Here is a 16,998-nt window from a genome sequence, read left to right as displayed (position 1 = left end):
TGTCGCTGGACGGTTTTATCGCTCCGCCGGGTGATCCGCGTTGTACTGTCGAGGTGTGCAGCGACGAATCATGGGAATTGAGACAGAGTTCGGTGTGACCTGCACCTTCCATGGTCACAGGCGACTGAGCCCGGACGAGGTTGCGCGCTACCTGTTCCGGCGGGTGGTGTCGTGGGGCCGGAGCTCCAACGTGTTTCTCCGGAACGGTGCCCGCCTGTATCTGGACGTCGGCTCGCACCCCGAATACGCCACCGCCGAGTGCGACAACCTCATCCAGTTGGTCAACCACGACCGGGCGGGGGAGCGCGTTCTCGAGGAGCTGTTGATCGACGCCGAACAGCGGCTCGCCGAGGAAGGCATCGGCGGTGACATCTACCTGTTCAAGAACAACACCGATTCGGCGGGCAATTCGTACGGCTGCCACGAGAACTTCCTCGTGGCCCGGGCCGGCGAATTCTCCCGGATCTCGGACGTGCTGCTCCCGTTCCTGGTGACGCGGCAGCTGATCTGCGGCGCGGGCAAGGTCCTGCAGACGCCGAAGGCGGCGACGTTCTGCCTGTCGCAGCGCGCCGAGCACATCTGGGAAGGCGTGTCCTCGGCGACCACGCGGTCGCGGCCCATCATCAACACCCGTGACGAGCCGCACGCCGACGCGGAGAAGTACCGCCGCCTGCACGTGATCGTCGGCGACTCGAATATGTCGGAGTCCACCACCATGCTGAAGGTGGGCACGGCGGCGCTCGTGCTCGAGATGATCGAGGCCGGGGTGTCGTTCCGCGACTTCGCGCTCGACAACCCGATCCGCGCCATCCGCGAGGTCAGTCACGACGTCACAGGACGCCGCCCGGTGCGGCTCGCCGGCGGCAGGCAGGCCAGCGCCCTCGACATTCAGCGGGAGTACCACGCGCGCGCGGTGGAACACCTGCAGAACCGGGATCCCGATCCGCAGGTCACTCAGGTGGTCGACCTGTGGGGTCGCATGCTCGACGCCGTCGAGACGCAGGACTTCGCGAAGGTGGACACGGAGATCGACTGGGTGATCAAGCGCAAGCTGTTCCAGCGCTACCAGGACCGGCACGGCTTCGAGCTGGCCGACCCGAAGATCGCGCAGCTGGATCTGGCGTATCACGACATCAAACGCGGTCGCGGCGTGTTCGACGTGCTGCAGCGCAAGGGGCTGGTGAAGCGGATCACCGAGGACGAGACGATCGAGGCGGCGGTGGACACTCCGCCGCAGACCACCCGGGCGAAGCTGCGCGGCGAGTTCATCACCGCGGCGCAGGAGGCCGGACGCGACTTCACGGTCGACTGGGTGCACCTCAAGCTCAACGATCAGGCCCAGCGGACCGTGCTGTGCAAGGACCCGTTCCGGTCGGTCGACGAGCGGGTGGAGCGCCTGATTGCCTCGATGTAGCGGCGCTGTGGGAGTCCGTAACGGGCTCACCCACTAGGCTTCCGGGCGTGCCGACTTCCAAGATCGAGCGGTTGATGAACCTGGTGATCTGTTTGTTGTCCACCAGGCAGTTCCTCACCGCCGAGAAGATTCGCGAGAGCGTTGCCGGGTACGCCGACTCCGCCAGCGACGAGGCGTTCAGCCGCATGTTCGAACGCGACAAGAACGAACTCCGGGATCTCGGTGTCCCGCTCGAGACCGGGCAGGCGTCGCGCTTCTCGACGGTCGAGGGCTACCGCATCAACCGCAACGCGTATGAGCTCCCCGACATCGAACTCAGTCAGGAGGAGTCCGCGGCGGTCGCGGTGGCGGTCCAGCTGTGGGAGTCGCCGGAGTTGACGTCCGCGGCCCAGGGGGCACTGCTCAAGCTGCGCGCGGCGGGTGTGCAGGTGGATCCGGATTCGGCGGCCACCCCGATCACGGCGGTGCCCGCCCGCACCCGCGGCTCCGAACCGGCGCTCGGCAAGCTGCTGGCGGCGGTCGACGCCGGCCGCGCCGTGCACTTCCCGCACCGCGGCGCCCTCAACGAGCCGTACACCGAGCGCACCGTCGAACCCTGGGGCGTCGTCACCGCGCACGGCCGGTGGTACCTCGTCGGTCACGACGTCGACCGGGGGGCCGTCCGGACGTTCCGGCTGTCGCGGATCGGCGACGACGTGACGGAGTTCGGACCGTCCGGGGTCGTCCACAAACCGGCGGGCGTCGACCTCCGGGAGATCGTCGACCGGGTTACCGGTTCGGGGGAGGTCACCGGGACCGCCACCGTATGGGTGGCCGAGGGCCGGGCCCAGGAACTGCGCCGACTGGCGACCACGGCGGAGGAGAAGCGGGTGAACGAGCGCGCCGGCACCGTGCTCGGGATTCCGGTCCGCTCCCGGGACTGGATCGCGCGGCTGGTCGCGGGCCACGGGGCGGACGCCCTGGTCCTCGATCCGCCCGAACTACGCCACGATGTGCTGACCAAGCTGAAGGACGCCGCAGGGGAAGGGGGGACGTCGTGAGCAACAGGCTGTCGTCGAGATTGTCCCGGCTCCTCAACCTGGTGCCGTACTTCATCGCGAACCCCGGGATGAGCGCGGCCGAGGCCGCCGCCGAACTGGGCGTCACCACCACACAGCTGATGTCCGACCTCAACCAGTTGTGGGTGTGCGGCCTGCCCGGCTACGGTCCCGGCGACCTCATCGACCTCTCGTTCTCCGAGGAGAGCATCGAGGTGACGTTCTCGGCGGGCATCGACCGACCGCTGCGGTTGACGTCCACCGAAGCTACGGCCCTGCTGATTGCCCTGCGTTCGCTGGTGGAGATGCCGGGCATGGTCGATCCGTCCGCGGCGCACAGCGCGATCGCGAAGATCGAGGACGCCGCGGGCACCGCGGCAGCCCGCGCGGCGGTGACGCCGGCGTCGGAGCGGGAGGCGGTGGAAGATGTGGCGGAAGATCCCATCGCCGCCACGGTGCGGTCCGCGCTCCATCAACGGCACGCACTCCACCTGACGTACTACTCGGCGTCCCGGGACCGCGTCACCGAGCGCACCGTGGATCCGGTGCGGGTCGTGCTGGTCGACAACCAGAGTTACCTGCAGGCGTGGTGCCGGCAGGCCGAGGGAGTCCGGCTGTTCCGGCTCGACCGGATCGACGCCGCCACCGAGCTGGACGAGCCGTCCACACCGCCGGCGCAGGCTCTCGTGCGGGATTCCAACCTGGAATTGTTCAGCGGCGACGCGTCCCTTCCCCAGGCACGGTTGAACATCGGCGCCGACTGCGTGTGGGTGCTCGACTACTACCCGATGGATGTCCGGACGGTCGCCGCCGACGGCTCGGTGGAGGCGAGCATGAGTTACGGGGCGCTCGAGTGGATGGCCCGGCTCGTGCTGGGGTTCGGGTCCGGAATCAGAGTGCTCGAACCGGCCGAACTGGTCGACGAGGTGCGCCGCCGGGCTGTGGAGGCGCTGTCCGCCTACGACGCCGTCGAGGCATGAGCGGCGACGGGCGTCCGCTGCGGATCAGCGTCTTCGGTGCGGGCAGCATCGGCTGCTATGTCGGGGGCCGGCTCGCCGCGGCCGGTGCCGAGGTGACCCTGATCGGCCGGGAGCGTGTCGGGGCGGAGATCCGCGAACACGGGTTGCGGCTGACGGACCTGCACGGAGCGGACATCCGGGTCGGTGCCTCCGGCATCGCCTTCGCCACCGGCCCGGAGTCGGTGGCCACCGCCGATCTCGTCGTCGTGTCGGTGAAGTCGGCGGGGACACCGGAGGTGGGTGCCGCGCTGGCGTCGGCGATAGGTTCCGACACGGTCGTAGTCAGTGCGCAGAACGGGCTGGGCAATGCGGACACCCTCCGCGCGGCCGTGCCGGAGCAGGTGGTTCTCGCGGCGATGGTGCCGTTCAACGTGGTGCACCGCGGTGACGGGCATTTCCACCAGGGCTCCGAGGGTGACCTCGAGATCGAGCAGCATCCGGCGGTGCGTGCATTCGCGCCGGTCTTCGGCGACGCAGGGCTGCCGCTGCATGCACGTGACGACTTCCGCGCGGTGCAGTGGGCGAAGCTGCTGCTCAACCTGAACAACGCGGTCAACGCCCTGTCCGGCCTGCCGCTCCGCGAGGAGTTGTCGCAGCGGTCGTTCCGGCGTGCGGTCGCGCTGGCGCAGCGGGAAGCGCTGACTCTCCTGACCGCCCGTGGCATCGCTGTCGCCAAGCTCACACCGCTGCCGCCGCAGTGGATTCCCCGGTTGCTGACCGTCCCGGACGGGGTGTTCCAGGTGGCGGGCAGCCGGATGCTGGCCATCGACCCGCACGCGCGATCCTCGATGTGGGACGACCTCGAAGCGGGCCGGCGCACCGAAGTGGACTGGATCAGCGGGGAGATCGTGCGCCTGGCCGCGTCGTCGGGGACGGTCGCACCGGTGAACGCGAGGCTGGTCGAACTGATCCGCGAGGCCGAGGCGGGCGGGAACCGGCACTGGTCCGGGGACGCGCTGCTCGCCGAGCTGCGCTCACAGCGGGCACCCGGGAAACCGACAGGTAAACGGCAGCGCAACTAGCCGGTTTCGACCGAACCGGTGCCGTGTATGTCCGGTAGCATCGGGGTCACCTGATCTTTTGGAGGTTTCATCATGGGAGCCATGAGCCCCTGGCACTGGGCCATCGTCGCGCTGGTCGTCATCATCCTGTTCGGTTCCAAGAAGCTGCCCGACGCGGCTCGTGGACTCGGCCGTTCGCTCCGCATCTTCAAGAGCGAGGTCAAGGAGATGCAGAACGACAACAGCACGCCGGCGCCCACCGCGCAGCAGAGCGCGCCCGCCGAGCTGCCCGTGGCGGACACCACCACCGCACCGGTCACCCCTCCGGCGCCGGTGCAGCCGCAGCACACCGAGCCCAAGTCGGCGTAGCCCGAGCCGCCTGACAACCGGGGTGATTCTTCACCCCGGTTGCCTGCTGACCAAGACTAGGGCGAACAACAGTGCGAATTCCGTTCGATCCGCGCCACAGCAAGCGGAGGACCAATCCCGACGGCACCATGTCGTTGGTCGATCACCTCTACGAGCTGCGCACGCGGTTGCTCCTGTCCGTGCTGGCCATCGTGGTCACCACCGCGGTGGGCTTCTTCTGGTACTCCCACCAGATTCTCGGGATCGAGAGTCTCGGTGAGCTTCTGCGTGGGCCGTACTGTTCGCTGCCTGCGTCGAGTCGCGCCGACCTGAGCAACGACGGGTCGTGCCGTCTCCTCGCGACCGGACCGTTCGAGCAGTTCATGCTCCGTTTCAAGGTCGCGCTGACCGCGGGCATCGTCCTGGCCTGCCCCATCTGGCTGTACCAGCTGTGGGCGTTCATCACGCCCGGCCTCTACTCGAAGGAGCGCCGTTACGCGATCGGCTTCGTGGTGTCCGGTGCCGCGCTGTTCATGGCCGGAGCCGTCCTCGCCTACGTGGTCGTCGCGAAGGCGCTGCATTTCCTGCTGACGATCGGTGACAACGTCCAGATCACCGCACTCGGTGGCGCGGAATACTTCGGGTTCATCATCAACCTGCTGATCATCTTCGGAGTCAGCTTCGAGATCCCGCTGCTCATCGTCGCGCTGAACTTCGTCGGCATCCTGCCCTACGCGAAGCTCAAGGCGTGGCGCCGCGGTCTGATCTTCGCTCTGTTCGTGTTCGCCGCGATCGCCACCCCCGGGCAGGACCCGTTCTCGATGCTCGCGCTCGCGTTCGCGTTGACCGTGCTGTTCGAGGTCGCCGTGCAGATCGCCCGCATCAACGACCGCCGCAAGGCCCGTCGCACGGAACAGGAGTGGGGTGCCCTCGACGACGACGAGGCGTCGACCATCGCCGCGCCGTCGGACCTGAACGAGGCGTTCGACGTCGCCGCCACACCGGTCCCCGAGCCGGCGGGCCGGTTCCGGCGGTCACGCAAGTCCGGCAAGTCCGGCGGCGCGAACAAGAACGACGACGCGAGCACGACCGGCAGCAACACACCGGGTCAGGACTTCTCCGACACCCTGTGACAATCTGACGGGGTGGCAGTGACAACAGGTGACACGACCGGCGGCACCGAACTCGACGTGTTCTCGGCGCAGCTCGGCTTCGTGCTCGACCCCTTCCAGATCAACGCCTGCCGCGCGCTCGAGGGCGGCCACGGCGTCCTCGTCTGCGCCCCGACCGGCGCGGGCAAGACCGTGGTCGGCGAATTCGCCGTGCATCTGGCGCTCACGTCCGGTCGCAAGTGCTTCTACACCACACCGATCAAGGCGCTGAGCAATCAGAAGTACGCGGAGCTGGTGCGGCGGTACGGCAAGGACACCGTCGGGCTGCTGACCGGCGATTCGAGCATCAACTCGGACGCCCCGGTGGTCGTCATGACCACCGAGGTGCTGCGGAACATGCTGTACGCCGACTCCCCGGCGCTGCGCGGGTTGTCCCACGTCGTCATGGACGAGGTGCACTTCCTGGCGGACCGGTTCCGTGGGGCCGTGTGGGAAGAGGTGATCCTGCACCTGTCCGAGGATGTCCGACTCGTGAGCCTGTCGGCGACCGTCAGCAACGCCGAGGAGTTCGGCGCGTGGATGGAAACGGTGCGCGGCGACACGACCGTGGTGGTCGACGAGAACCGCCCGATCCCGCTGTGGCAGCACATCATGGTCGGGAAGCGACTGTTCGACCTCTTCGACACGAGGGCGCGCAGTGGGGACGCGCTCAAGGATCTGGTGGTCGACCAGGATCTGGTCCGTCACGTCAAACAGCGACAGGCTCTCGAGCGCGCCGACTCGTGGGAGTCGCGTGGCAGGGGACGCCGCGGCGGCGGGCGCGGGTTCTCCAGCGATTTCCGGCCGCTGCCCCGACCGGAAGTGATCTCCCGCCTCGACGACGAGGGACTCCTCCCGGCGATCACGTTCATCTTCAGCCGCGCCGGGTGCGACGCCGCGCTGGCGCAGTGCCTGCGGTCCCGCCTCGATCTGACGACGCCGGAGCAGGTCTCCGAGATCCGGACCATCATCGACGCCCACACCGCCGAACTACCGAAGGCCGATCTGGAGGTCCTCGGGTACTGGGAATGGCGCAAGGCGCTCGAGCGGGGCCTCGCCGCGCACCACGCGGGGATGCTGCCCGCGTTCCGGCAGACGGTCGAGGAGTTGTTCGTCAAGGGACTGGTCCGGGCCGTGTTCGCCACCGAGACGCTGGCGCTGGGCATCAACATGCCTGCCCGCACGGTCGTCCTCGAACGCCTCGTCAAGTACAACGGTGAGGCCCACGCCGAACTCACCCCGGGGGAGTACACGCAGCTCACCGGCCGGGCCGGACGTCGCGGCATCGACATCGAGGGTCACGCGGTGGTCCTGTGGCAGCCCGGGGTGGAACCCGTGGACGTCGCCGGGCTGGCCTCCACGCGCACGTTCCCGCTCCGCAGCTCGTTCCGTCCCGGCTACAACATGACCATCAACCTGGTCGATCGCATGGGAGCCGCGGAATCACGGGCCCTGCTCGAGCGGTCGTTCGCCCAGTTCCAGGCCGACCGGTCGGTGGTCGGCCTGACGCGCGGCATCGAACGCAACGAGGCCGCGCTCACCACGCTCCGCGAACGGCTGGGCGGCGAGGACGGCGAGTACTTCGAGTACGCGCGCCTGCGGGAGGAACTGAGCAACAGGGAACGGTCACTCGAACGGGCAGGTCGAACCGAACGCCGGGACGCCGCCGTCGCCTCGCTCGTCGCACTGCGGCGCGGCGACGTGATCGCGATCCCGGTGGGACGGCACTCGGGTCTGGCCGTGGTGCTGGAACCGGACCGGGACCCCACGGATCCGAAGCCGCTGATCCTCACCGAGGCGAAGTGGGCGGGCCGGGTGTCGGCCGGCGACTTCCCGGAGCCCGCACGGTCTTTGGGATCGATGCGGTTGCCGCGGCGCTTCGATCATCACACCGCACGGGTGCGACGCGATCTGGCATCGGCGTTACGCAGCACCGGAATCGTCGCGCCGGGACGCCGGAAGCGAAAGAAGTCGGGTGCTGCCACCGATGATGCCGAGATCGCGCGGCTGCGGCGCGCCATCCGGCAGCACCCGTGCCACAGTTGGCCCGACCGCGAGCAGCTGAGCCGGATCGGTGAACGCTACAACCGGCTGGCCCGCGAGACCGAGACGATGCGGCAGAAGGTGGCTGCCACGACGAACTCGTTGGCGCGCACGTTCGATCGCATCCTGTCGCTGCTCGCCGAACGCGACTACATCTCGCCGGGCGAACACCCCGACGCCACCGAACACGGCACACGGCTGAGTCGAATCTATTGCGAGAGCGACCTCTTGGTGGCCGAGTGCCTCCGGCAGGGTGTGTGGAAGGGTCTCGGGCCCGCGGAACTCGCCGCCGTCGTGTCCGCCGTGATCTTCGAATCGCGCCGTGAAGGGGACATCGTCGAAGGCGGCGGTCCGGGAGCACTACGGCACGCCCTCGACGAGACCGTGCGGGTGTGGCGGGAACTTCGGGCGGACGAGATCCGGCACAAACTGCCGCCCACCCGTGAGCCGGACCTCGGCTTCGCTGCCGCGATCTTCCACTGGGCGAGCGACAATTCGCTCGTCGAGGCGCTGATCGCGGCAGGAGATCAGGGGCGTGCGCTGTCTGCCGGCGACTTCGTGCGGTGGTGCAGGCAGGTGATCGACCTGCTCGAACAGGTCCGGTCGACGTCCCCCGATCCGCAGGTCGGCAAGGCCGCAGGTCGGGCGGTCGCGGCGATCCGCCGCGGTGTCGTCGCCGTGGATGCTGCGTGACCCGACGCCGTGTGGTTGGATTCGCACGCCGTCCGAAGGCCCGAATCCGATGGCGGGGCGTTACGGTAGGTACAAAACTTGACACGTGAGCGGGAGGCGACGATGAGCGGCCCTTACGGACCGAACGACCCGAACGGGCAATGGGCCCAGGGACAGCAACCGGGCCAGGGTAACCCTGACCAGGCCGGCGGCCAGTACGGGGCGCCGCAGTACGGTCAGCAGCCGCCCGCTCAGCCGTGGGGACAGCCGGCGCCGGGTCAGCCTCAGCAGCCCGGGCAGCCGCAGTGGGGTCAGCACCCCCAGCAGCCCGGACAACCGCAGTGGGGTCAGCAGCCGCAACCCGGTCAGCTCGGGCAGCCGGGTCCGGGACAGTGGGGTCAGCAACCCGGGCAGCCGCAGTGGGGTCAGCAACCGGGTCAGCCGCAGCAGTGGGGCCCGACCCCCGGCCAGCAGCAGTGGGGGCAGCCGCCGTCGTCGGGGAAGTCGAAGCTGCCGTTGATCATCGGCGGTGTGGTGGCTCTGCTGGTCATTGTGGGTATCGCCCTGGTGCTCGCGTTCACGGTGTTCGGCACGGACACACTCGATCAGAAGGCGGCCGAGGACGGTGTCGAGCGCATCGTCACCGATTCGTACGGCGCCGAAAACGTGTCCGGTGTCACGTGCCCCGCGGATCAGGAAGTGAAGAAGGGCAACAGCTTCACGTGCAGTCTCACCGTGGACGGTGAGAAGAAGCAGGTCACTCTCACCTTCACCGACGACAAGGGCACGTACGAAGTGAGCCGCCCCAGCTAGATGGCCGTCACGGAACCCGTACGGCGGCCACCTTTTTCATCGCCGCAGTGAGGCGGCCGACGGAATTCTCGATTCCGAGTTCCTCCGCCAGCCTGCCGAGCCGGTCCGCGTCGACCGGTTCGGCAGGCAGCGTGTCTTCGCGGGACAGCTCGACATCGGCGTCCCGCACCACCCGCACCACCGGCAGTGCCGCGTCGAGATAGTCGGCTGCGGCGGCGAATTTCGCGCGCGCACCCTTCGCCATGTCGGATTCGGGGTCGACTGCGGCGGCCCGCAGGGCGGCGAGCGATCCGTATTGCATGATCAGGCTCGACGCGGTCTTCTCGCCGATTCCCTTCACACCAGGCAGCCCGTCGGACGAGTCGCCGCGCAGCAGGGCGAGTTCGGCGTAGGCCTCACCGGCCCGGTCGGCGGGTACCCCGTACTTGGCTGCGACCTCTTCCGGCCCGAGCAGTTCGGCCTTGGCGAGGCCGCGCACCACGTACAGCACCCGCACCGGCACCGGGGCGTCCGTGACGACCTGCAGGAGGTCGCGGTCGCCGGTGACGACGATGGTGGTGTCGCGGGTCTCGGTGGCGGCCAGGGTGCCGAGCACGTCGTCGGCTTCGAGCCCTTCGGCGCCGGCGGTCGCGATTCCGGTGGCGGCCAGGACATCCAGGATCATCGGGACCTGCGGCGACAGGGTGTCGGGAACCTCTTCCTCCGCCCCGCCGGTGTCCTCGGCGACCCGGTGCGCCTTGTAGGTGGGCACGGCCTCGACGCGGAACGCGGGCCGCCAGTCGAGGTCGAGGCACACCGCGAGCCGGGACGGCTGGTGCTTGGTGATCAGTGCGGCCACCATGTCGGTGAACCCGCGCACCGCGTTGACGGATCGACCGTCGGGGGAGGTGATGGAGTCGGGTAGCGCGTAGTACGCGCGAAACCACAGGCTGGCACCGTCGAGGAGAAGCAGAGGCCCTGTCATGACCCTCATCCTGCCAAACCGGTTTAGCCTGAAGCCATGAGTTCCCTCGGCGCATCGACTTCTCGCTTCCCGACCACCATCTATGCCGACCGGATCGCTCGCGCAGGCGCACTGGCCCGCGACGCCGGACTCGACGGCCTCCTCATCACCCCCGGACCCGACCTGCGGTATCTGCTGGGTTCGCGCGCGGAGTCGTTCGAACGGCTCACCTGCCTGGTGATTCCCGCGAACGGCGACACCGCGTCCGTCGTCGTGCCGCGGCTCGAACTGGCGTCGCTCACCGAGTCGGCGGCGTCCGAACTCGGGTTGACGATCCGCGACTGGGTCGACGGGGTCGACCCGTACTCGTTGGTGTCGGGACTGCTGCCGTCGCCTGCCCGGACCGCCGTCACCGATGCGATGCCTGCGCTGCACCTGATTCCGCTGTCGGAGGCGCTCGGCGCGCTGCCGGTCCTGGCCACCGGGGTGCTGCGGGAGCTGCGGATGGTCAAGGACGACGCGGAGATCGACGCGTTGCGCCGGGCCGGTCAGGCAATCGACCGGGTCCACGCCCGCATGGGGGAGTTCCTGAAGGTCGGCCGCACCGAGGCCGAGGTGGCGGCCGACATCACCGCCGCGATCCTGGCGGAGGGACACACCGAGGCGGCGTTCGTCATCGTCGGCTCGGGGCCACACGGCGCCGACCCGCACCACGAGGTGTCCGAGCGGGTCGTCGAATCGGGTGACGTCGTCGTCATCGACATCGGCGGACCCGTCGAACCCGGCTACAACTCCGACTCCACCCGCACGTACAGCATGGGTGAGCCCGATCCGGGTGTGGCCGCCAAGTTCGCGGTGCTCGAGGAGGCGCAGGCGGCGGCCGTCGACCTGGTGCGCCCCGGCGTCACCGCGGAAGCGGTCGACGCGGCCGCCCGCGACCTGCTGGCCGCGCAGGGGCTGGCGGAGGTGTTCGTGCACCGGACCGGGCACGGAATCGGGTTGTCGGTGCACGAGGAGCCGTACATCGTGTCGGGTAACGCGATCGAACTGGCCGAGGGGATGGCGTTCAGCGTGGAGCCCGGCATCTACTTCCGCGGGGAGTGGGGTGCACGGATCGAGGACATCGTCATCGTGACCGCCGACGGCTGTGAGCCGGTCAACACCCGGCCGCACGGGCTGACGGTTCTCCCCGGCTGAGCGCCGGGAGCGTGCGGGGGCGGTGCGGCGCGGGTAGTAACATCTTCCATTTGTTCACGACCGCACTCGCCGCTGCACGTCTGCGGAGAGTCGGGATCACAGATCACGCGAAGGTGTCATGGAAAGCGTCGCCCCGAAGGTAACCGTCGTCGTACCGACCTACAACGAACGCGACAACCTGCCCAAGATCGTCGAGCTTCTCGCGGCGTCGGAAATTCCGAACCTGCATGTGCTGGTCGTCGACGACAACTCGCCGGACGGCACCGGTGAGGTCGCCGACACCCTGGCGCAGAGCGGTCCGATCCCGGTCGGAGTCCTGCACCGGACCGTGAAGGACGGCCTCGGGCGGGCCTACGTCGCCGGGATGAGCAGGGCTCTGGACGAGGGCGCGGACATCGTGATCCAGATGGACGCCGACCTGTCGCACCCCACCGAGGCCATTCCGCGGATGGTGGAGACGCTGGCGACGACGGACGCGGCCGTCGTGCTCGGCTCCCGCTACGTGGCGGGCGGCGCGGTCGCCAGCGACTGGCCCTGGCATCGCAAGGCGCTGTCGGCGTGGGCGAATTTCTACGTCAACGCGATCCTGCGGCTGCGCGTCAAGGACGCCACCGCCGGGTTCAAGGCGTGGCACGCGGACACGCTGCGGGCCATCGACGTCGACGGTGTGCAGAGCAACGGGTACGCGTTCCAGGTGGAGATGAACTACCGCACGGTGCAGCGCGGCATGACCATCGCGGAGGTCCCGATCCGGTTCGAGGAGCGCACCGACGGCGTGTCCAAGATGAGCCTCGCCGTGCAGATCGAGTCCGCGCTGGTCCCGTGGAAGCTGCGATTCAGTGGTGACGCAGCGCAGCCGAGCCGAGTACGCGGCTGACGGCGATCTCCACGACCACGCGGGTCGGGTTCACCCGGGGCTGGCGGTACCTGGCGGCGTAGCGGGCGACGGCGTCGGCGACGGACTCGGGGTCGGTCAGGACCCGGGCGGGACCCTCGAGGGTCATCCAGCGCGGTCCGTCCACCTGGCTCACCGCGCCGTATCCTCCGCGTTCGGCGTTGAGGGCCTTCTGCGAGGAGCCGTTGGTGATGACCCGCGCCAGCCCGTGCTCCTGATCCCAGGTGAAGCCGACGGCGACGACGTGCGGGGTGCCGTTCTTGCGGAGCGTGGTGAGCGTCCCGAGGTGGTATTCGCCGAGGAAGGTGAGTGCCGCGTCGGTCAGGCGGATCGGGGTGGAGGGGGTGCGGTCCATGCTCCGACGGTAATCCAGGACACTGGACTGGTGAGCCTGGGATCGAAGAAGAACAGCGGCAAGCCCGGCGACGACGGGGTGGTACTCCTCCTCGGTGGTCGCAGCGAGATCGGCCTCGAGATCGCGTCCCGGCTCGCGCCCGGCCGCACGATCGTCCTCGCCGCCCGCCGCAGCACCGAACTCGCAGCCGAACGGCAGGCGCTGCTCGCCGCGGGCGCGTCCGTGGTCGACTGCGTGGAATTCGATGCCGACGACCTGGACAGCCACGAGAAGCTGCTGCGGTCCGTGGTGGACGCGCACGGCCCGCTGTCGGTGGCGGTGCTGGCGTTCGGCATTCTCGGCGATCAGGCGCGCGCCGAGCGGGACGCACGGCACGCCGTCGCCGTGGTCCACACCGACTACGTCGCGCAGGTCGCTGTGCTCACGCATCTCGCCAGCCTGCTCCGGGAACAGCGGTCGGGGCGGATCGTGGTGTTCTCGTCCGTCGCGGGTGTGCGTGTGCGCCGGGCCAACTACGTGTACGGGTCGGCGAAGGCGGGCCTGGACGGATTCGCCTCCGGTCTCGGTGACGCCCTCCACGGTAGCGGTGTCTCCCTCCTGCTCGTCCGGTCCGGTTTCGTGATCGGCCGGATGACCGAGGGGATGTCGCCGGCGCCGATGTCGAGCACACCGGCACAGGTCGCGGACGCTGTCGTGCGCGGTCTGCACCGCGGTGCGAGCCGAGTGTGGGTGCCGGGACGGTTGCGCCCGGTGTTCTTCGTCATGAGGTTGCTGCCGCAGGCGATCTGGCGCCGGATGCCGCGATGACCGACCCGATCGTCGTCGTCGGGATCGGCGCCGACGGGTGGGACGGTCTGTCGCCGTCCGCGCGACGCGCGATCGAGGGCGCCGACGTGGTGATGGGTTCGGGGCGGCAACTCGCCCTGCTTCCGGAGTCGCCGGCGCTGCGGGTGGCCTGGCCGTCGCCGCTCGTCCCCGCGCTACCGGGCCTGTTCGAACAGCACCACGGGAGGCGGGTGTGCGTCCTGGCCAGCGGAGACCCGATGTTCCACGGTATCGGCGTCACCCTCGTCGACCTGCTCGGCGCGGAGCGGGTTCGGGTGATCTCGCACCCGTCCTCGGCCACCCTGGCGTGCGCGCGGCTGGGCTGGGCCGCGCACGAGACGCCCGTGGTCAGTCTCGTGAACCGGCCCGTGGGCGCGCTCCTGCCTGCACTCGGCGATCACACGCGACTGCTCGTGCTGAGCCGCGACGAGCACACCCCCGCTGCCGTGGCCGAGCTCCTGACGAAACACGGGTTCGGACCGTCGCGGCTCATGGTGCTGGGCGAACTGGGCGGACCCGACGAGTCGAGGCTCGACGGAACGGCGTCGGCCTGGCCGCACGAACCGGGGGCCCGGCTGAACGTGATCGCGATCGACTGCCGGGCCGACTCCGGCACCCTCCGGATGACCCGGATGCCCGGACTGCCCGACGTCGCGTTCACGGGCGACGGGCAGATGACCAAACACGAGATCCGCGCCCTGACGCTGTGCGCCCTCGCCCCGGCGGCGGGGGAGTTGCTGTGGGATGTGGGAGGCGGGTCCGGCACGGTCGCGATCGAATGGATGCGTACCCACCCCCGCTGCCGGGCCGTGACTTTCGAGCGCAGCGCGGCACGCGTCGACCAGATCGAGTCGAACGCGGCCGGGCTCGGGGTGCCGTCCCTCGCCGTGTTCGGTGACGCACCCGCAGCGTTCGAGGACGTACCACCCGCGCTGTCCACACCGGACGCGATCTTCGTCGGCGGTGGCGTCACGCAGGACGGCCTGCTCGAGGAGTGCTGGTCGCGGCTCCGGGCCGGCGGCCGGATGGTGGTCAACGCGGTGACGGCGGAATCGGAAGCGCTTCTGCTGCAGTGGTTCTCGAAATGCGGCGGGCAGCTCCGCAAGTTCCAGGTGTATCGCGGTGAGCCACTCGGCGGGTTCACCGCGTGGCGGCCGCAACTGCCGGTGGCGCAGTGGTCGGTGACGAAGCAGTCGAAAGGTGATGCGGCATGACGGTGTACTTCATCGGGGCAGGCCCCGGCGCGGCCGACCTGGTCACGGTCCGCGCGCAGCGGATCATCGCGGCGAGCCCCGTCTGCCTGTATGCGGGCAGCCTCGTCCCGCAGGAACTCCTTGCGGAATGCCCCGAGGGTGCGCGGGTGATCGACACGGCGCGGCTGAGTCTCGACGAGATCGTCGCCCTGCTGATCGAGGCGGACACGGCCGGTCAGGACGTCGCGCGCCTGCATTCGGGTGACCCGTCGATCTTCAGTGCCGTCGCCGAGCAGGTGCGCCGGCTCGAAGCCGCCGGCGTCGCGTACACCGTGGTGCCCGGAGTGCCCGCGTTCACCGCGGCGGCGGCGTCGCTGGGGCGGGAGCTGACCGTTCCCGGTGTCTCGCAGTCGATCGTGCTGACCCGCGTGTCCACGTTGTCCACCGCGATGCCGGAGGGCGAGGACCTGCGTTCCCTCGGCCGCAGCGGTGCCACGATGGTGGTGCACCTGGGTGCGCACCGGATCGATCAGATCGTCGAAGAGCTCACCGAGAACTACGGCCGCGACTGTCCCGCCGCCGTTGTCGCGTTCGCCTCGCGTCCCGACGAGATCGTGCTCCGCGGCACCCTGGCCACGATCGCCGATCAGGTGAAGGCGGCGGGCGTCACGAAGACCGCCGTGGTGATCGTCGGGAAAGTGCTTGCGGCCGAGGGATTTCCGGACAGTTACCTGTATTCCGCCACGCGCGAGCGCACCACCCACTGAGCGTGGCGCGGATCCTGATCCTCGGCGGCACCGGGGAGGCCCGAGCGCTTGCCGCCGCACTCGCGGACGTTCCGGGTGTCGACACCGTGTCCTCCCTCGCCGGCCGGGTCCGTGATCCGCGCCTGCCCGTCGGTGACGTGCGGATCGGCGGATTCGGGGGAGCGGACGGACTCGACGAGTGGCTGCGCGCGCATCCCGTCGACGCGATCGTGGACGCCACGCACCCGTTCGCGGCGAAGATCACGAGCAACGCCGCCGAGGCCGCGCACCGTCGCGGGATACCGCACGTCGTCCTCCGGCGCCCCGAATGGTCTCCGAATCCCGGCGAACGCTGGCACCGCGCCGCCGACCTCGCCGACGCGGCCACACTGCTGCCCGACCTGGGAACGAGAGTCTTCCTCACCATCGGCAGGCAGGGTGTCGACGCGTTCGCCGGCCTGCACGCACTGTGGTTTCTCATCCGCGCGATCGATCCGCCCGATGTGGCGACGCCGCCGGAGTCGACGCTGCTCCTCGCCCGCGGGCCGTTCGCGGTGACCGACGAGATCGCGCTGATGCGCGAGCACCGCATCGACGTCCTGGTCACCAAGAACAGCGGCGGCGGTCAGACCGACGCGAAACTCGACGCCGCCCGCGCACTGAGCGTTCCGGTACTGATGATCAGCCGTCCACCGTTGCCGTCGGGAACGACAACGGTGGACGACGTCGCGGGAGCGGTCGAGTGGATCGACTCGGTCACCCGATGAGGAGGCGGGCGCGGTGACCGTCAGCAGGCCGGCGCCGGCGCGTCCTCGGACAGGGGCTTGCCCTCCGGTTCCGTGTAGAACGCGAGCAGCACCAGCGGTTCGGTTCCCAGATTCGAGCCCTCGTGGACGTGATCGCTTCCGTGGTCCTCGGTGATCGCCTGACCGGCTGTCGTCACCGCTTTCGTGCAGTCCTGCAGAGTGCGGGACAGCACACCGGATTCGACGAACGCGTACACCGGACCGTCGTGGTAATGCCATCCCGTCGTGCCGCCGGGGGCGATCTCGATGCGCCGCAGCGTGAGATCGGTGCCCGCCGAGCTTCCGGCGACCGCCGGAACCGTCGTCTCGAACAGAACCTGCGCGGTCACCCCCGAGGACGGCGTGGCCTGGGCGGGGGAAGCGGACAGCACCGCGGCTACGGCACAGGACAAGGCGACCACACTCGATCTGAGGAGCATCGTGACGACCTCTCGGCGCGCTGGCCCTGCACACTGCGCGCAGGCATCCAGGGGGAGTGCCTTTCGGCGTGTCCAGGGTAGGGCTCCGGAGGGAGCGGCCGCGGGGATATCCGCGAACCCG

At 69.4% G+C, this 16,998-nt stretch carries 17 protein-coding genes; 14 read left to right on the top strand and 3 right to left on the bottom strand.

Going from position 1 to position 16,998, the window contains the following annotated elements; genetic code table 11:
- The first annotated feature begins 55 nt into the window (after positions 1 to 55).
- The 8 genes from pafA to QM841_RS32485 all read left to right on the top strand — a co-directional run bounded on the left by pafA (position 56) and on the right by QM841_RS32485 (position 9,498).
- The gene (gene pafA, locus QM841_RS32520; protein ID WP_012687833.1) at positions 56 to 1,414 is read left to right on the top strand and encodes a Pup--protein ligase; all 1,359 of its coding nucleotides are present in this window, start codon (positions 56 to 58) and stop codon (positions 1,412 to 1,414) included.
- Positions 1,415 to 1,461: 47 nt separating this feature from the next.
- Complete coding sequence (locus QM841_RS32515; RefSeq protein WP_280780061.1) at positions 1,462 to 2,454, top strand: helix-turn-helix transcriptional regulator; 993 nt, start codon at positions 1,462 to 1,464, stop codon at positions 2,452 to 2,454.
- The gene (locus QM841_RS32510) at positions 2,451 to 3,431 is read left to right on the top strand and encodes a helix-turn-helix transcriptional regulator (RefSeq protein WP_280780062.1); all 981 of its coding nucleotides are present in this window, start codon (positions 2,451 to 2,453) and stop codon (positions 3,429 to 3,431) included. The genes QM841_RS32515 and QM841_RS32510 overlap by 4 nt, the downstream gene beginning before the upstream one ends.
- Positions 3,428 to 4,492 carry a 2-dehydropantoate 2-reductase gene (locus tag QM841_RS32505; RefSeq protein WP_283335135.1) on the top strand — a complete coding sequence of 355 codons (1,065 nt, stop codon included), beginning with the start codon at positions 3,428 to 3,430 and terminating at the stop codon, positions 4,490 to 4,492. The genes QM841_RS32510 and QM841_RS32505 overlap by 4 nt, the downstream gene beginning before the upstream one ends.
- Positions 4,493 to 4,564: 72 nt before the next feature.
- Complete coding sequence (tatA, locus tag QM841_RS32500) at positions 4,565 to 4,840, top strand: Sec-independent protein translocase subunit TatA (RefSeq protein WP_005563470.1); 276 nt, start codon at positions 4,565 to 4,567, stop codon at positions 4,838 to 4,840.
- Between the two features lie 71 nt (positions 4,841 to 4,911).
- A complete protein-coding gene (gene tatC / locus QM841_RS32495) occupies positions 4,912 to 5,952 on the top strand; it encodes a twin-arginine translocase subunit TatC (protein WP_280780064.1) in 1,041 nt (346 codons plus the stop codon).
- An 18-nt stretch (positions 5,953 to 5,970) separates the two neighbouring features.
- Entirely contained in the window at positions 5,971 to 8,706 is a 2,736-nt protein-coding gene (locus tag QM841_RS32490) for a DEAD/DEAH box helicase (protein WP_283335188.1), read from the top strand.
- Positions 8,707 to 8,808: 102 nt separating this feature from the next.
- Positions 8,809 to 9,498, top strand: coding sequence for a DUF4333 domain-containing protein (locus QM841_RS32485; RefSeq protein WP_271212587.1), 690 nt, complete (start codon positions 8,809 to 8,811; stop codon positions 9,496 to 9,498).
- Between the two features lie 7 nt (positions 9,499 to 9,505).
- Here QM841_RS32485 and QM841_RS32480 read toward each other — a convergent pair whose 3' ends face one another.
- Positions 9,506 to 10,462: a 5'-3' exonuclease gene (locus tag QM841_RS32480; RefSeq protein ID WP_283335134.1), complete on the bottom strand. Its 957-nt coding sequence runs from the start codon at positions 10,460 to 10,462 to the stop codon at positions 9,506 to 9,508.
- Positions 10,463 to 10,498: 36 nt separating this feature from the next.
- On the opposite strand from QM841_RS32480, the gene QM841_RS32475 reads away from it, so the two are divergent.
- Positions 10,499 to 11,638, top strand: a complete 1,140-nt coding sequence (locus QM841_RS32475; protein WP_283335133.1) for a M24 family metallopeptidase — start codon at positions 10,499 to 10,501, stop codon at positions 11,636 to 11,638.
- Positions 11,639 to 11,756: 118 nt separating this feature from the next.
- On the top strand, positions 11,757 to 12,515 hold the full coding sequence (locus QM841_RS32470) for a polyprenol monophosphomannose synthase (RefSeq protein WP_105416207.1): 759 nt from the start codon (positions 11,757 to 11,759) through the stop codon (positions 12,513 to 12,515).
- On the opposite strand, the gene QM841_RS32465 is transcribed toward QM841_RS32470, so the two are convergent.
- Positions 12,475 to 12,888, bottom strand: a complete 414-nt coding sequence (locus QM841_RS32465) for a TIGR03618 family F420-dependent PPOX class oxidoreductase (RefSeq protein ID WP_005242958.1) — start codon at positions 12,886 to 12,888, stop codon at positions 12,475 to 12,477. The genes QM841_RS32470 and QM841_RS32465 overlap by 41 nt on opposite strands.
- A gap of 30 nt (positions 12,889 to 12,918) precedes the next feature.
- Here QM841_RS32465 and dprE2 point away from each other — a divergent pair, with 30 nt between their 5' ends.
- The 4 genes from dprE2 to QM841_RS32445 are packed head-to-tail and all read left to right on the top strand — an operon-like array spanning position 12,919 to position 16,419.
- A complete protein-coding gene (gene dprE2, locus QM841_RS32460; RefSeq protein WP_283335132.1) occupies positions 12,919 to 13,695 on the top strand; it encodes a decaprenylphospho-beta-D-erythro-pentofuranosid-2-ulose 2-reductase in 777 nt (258 codons plus the stop codon).
- On the top strand, positions 13,692 to 14,927 hold the full coding sequence (gene cbiE, locus QM841_RS32455) for a precorrin-6y C5,15-methyltransferase (decarboxylating) subunit CbiE (protein ID WP_283335131.1): 1,236 nt from the start codon (positions 13,692 to 13,694) through the stop codon (positions 14,925 to 14,927). Before dprE2 ends, cbiE begins: the two co-directional genes overlap by 4 nt.
- Positions 14,924 to 15,673 (top strand): precorrin-4 C(11)-methyltransferase, encoded by a 750-nt coding sequence (gene cobM / locus QM841_RS32450; RefSeq protein ID WP_283335130.1) that lies wholly within the window; start codon positions 14,924 to 14,926, stop codon positions 15,671 to 15,673. Before cbiE ends, cobM begins: the two co-directional genes overlap by 4 nt.
- Before the next feature lie 2 nt (positions 15,674 to 15,675).
- Positions 15,676 to 16,419: a cobalt-precorrin-6A reductase gene (locus QM841_RS32445; protein WP_283335129.1), complete on the top strand. Its 744-nt coding sequence runs from the start codon at positions 15,676 to 15,678 to the stop codon at positions 16,417 to 16,419.
- A gap of 20 nt (positions 16,420 to 16,439) precedes the next feature.
- Here QM841_RS32445 and QM841_RS32440 read toward each other — a convergent pair whose 3' ends face one another.
- A complete protein-coding gene (locus QM841_RS32440) occupies positions 16,440 to 16,877 on the bottom strand; it encodes a cupin domain-containing protein (protein ID WP_283335128.1) in 438 nt (145 codons plus the stop codon).
- Positions 16,878 to 16,998 lie beyond the last annotated feature (121 nt).

This window comes from Rhodococcus sp. IEGM 1307 (assembly GCF_030056915.1).
GTDB classification, from domain to species: Bacteria; Actinomycetota; Actinomycetes; order Mycobacteriales; family Mycobacteriaceae; genus Rhodococcus_F; species Rhodococcus_F opacus_D.
The sequence above is the reverse complement of the archived record's forward strand: the minus strand, read 5'-3'. Positions and strand labels throughout refer to the sequence as shown.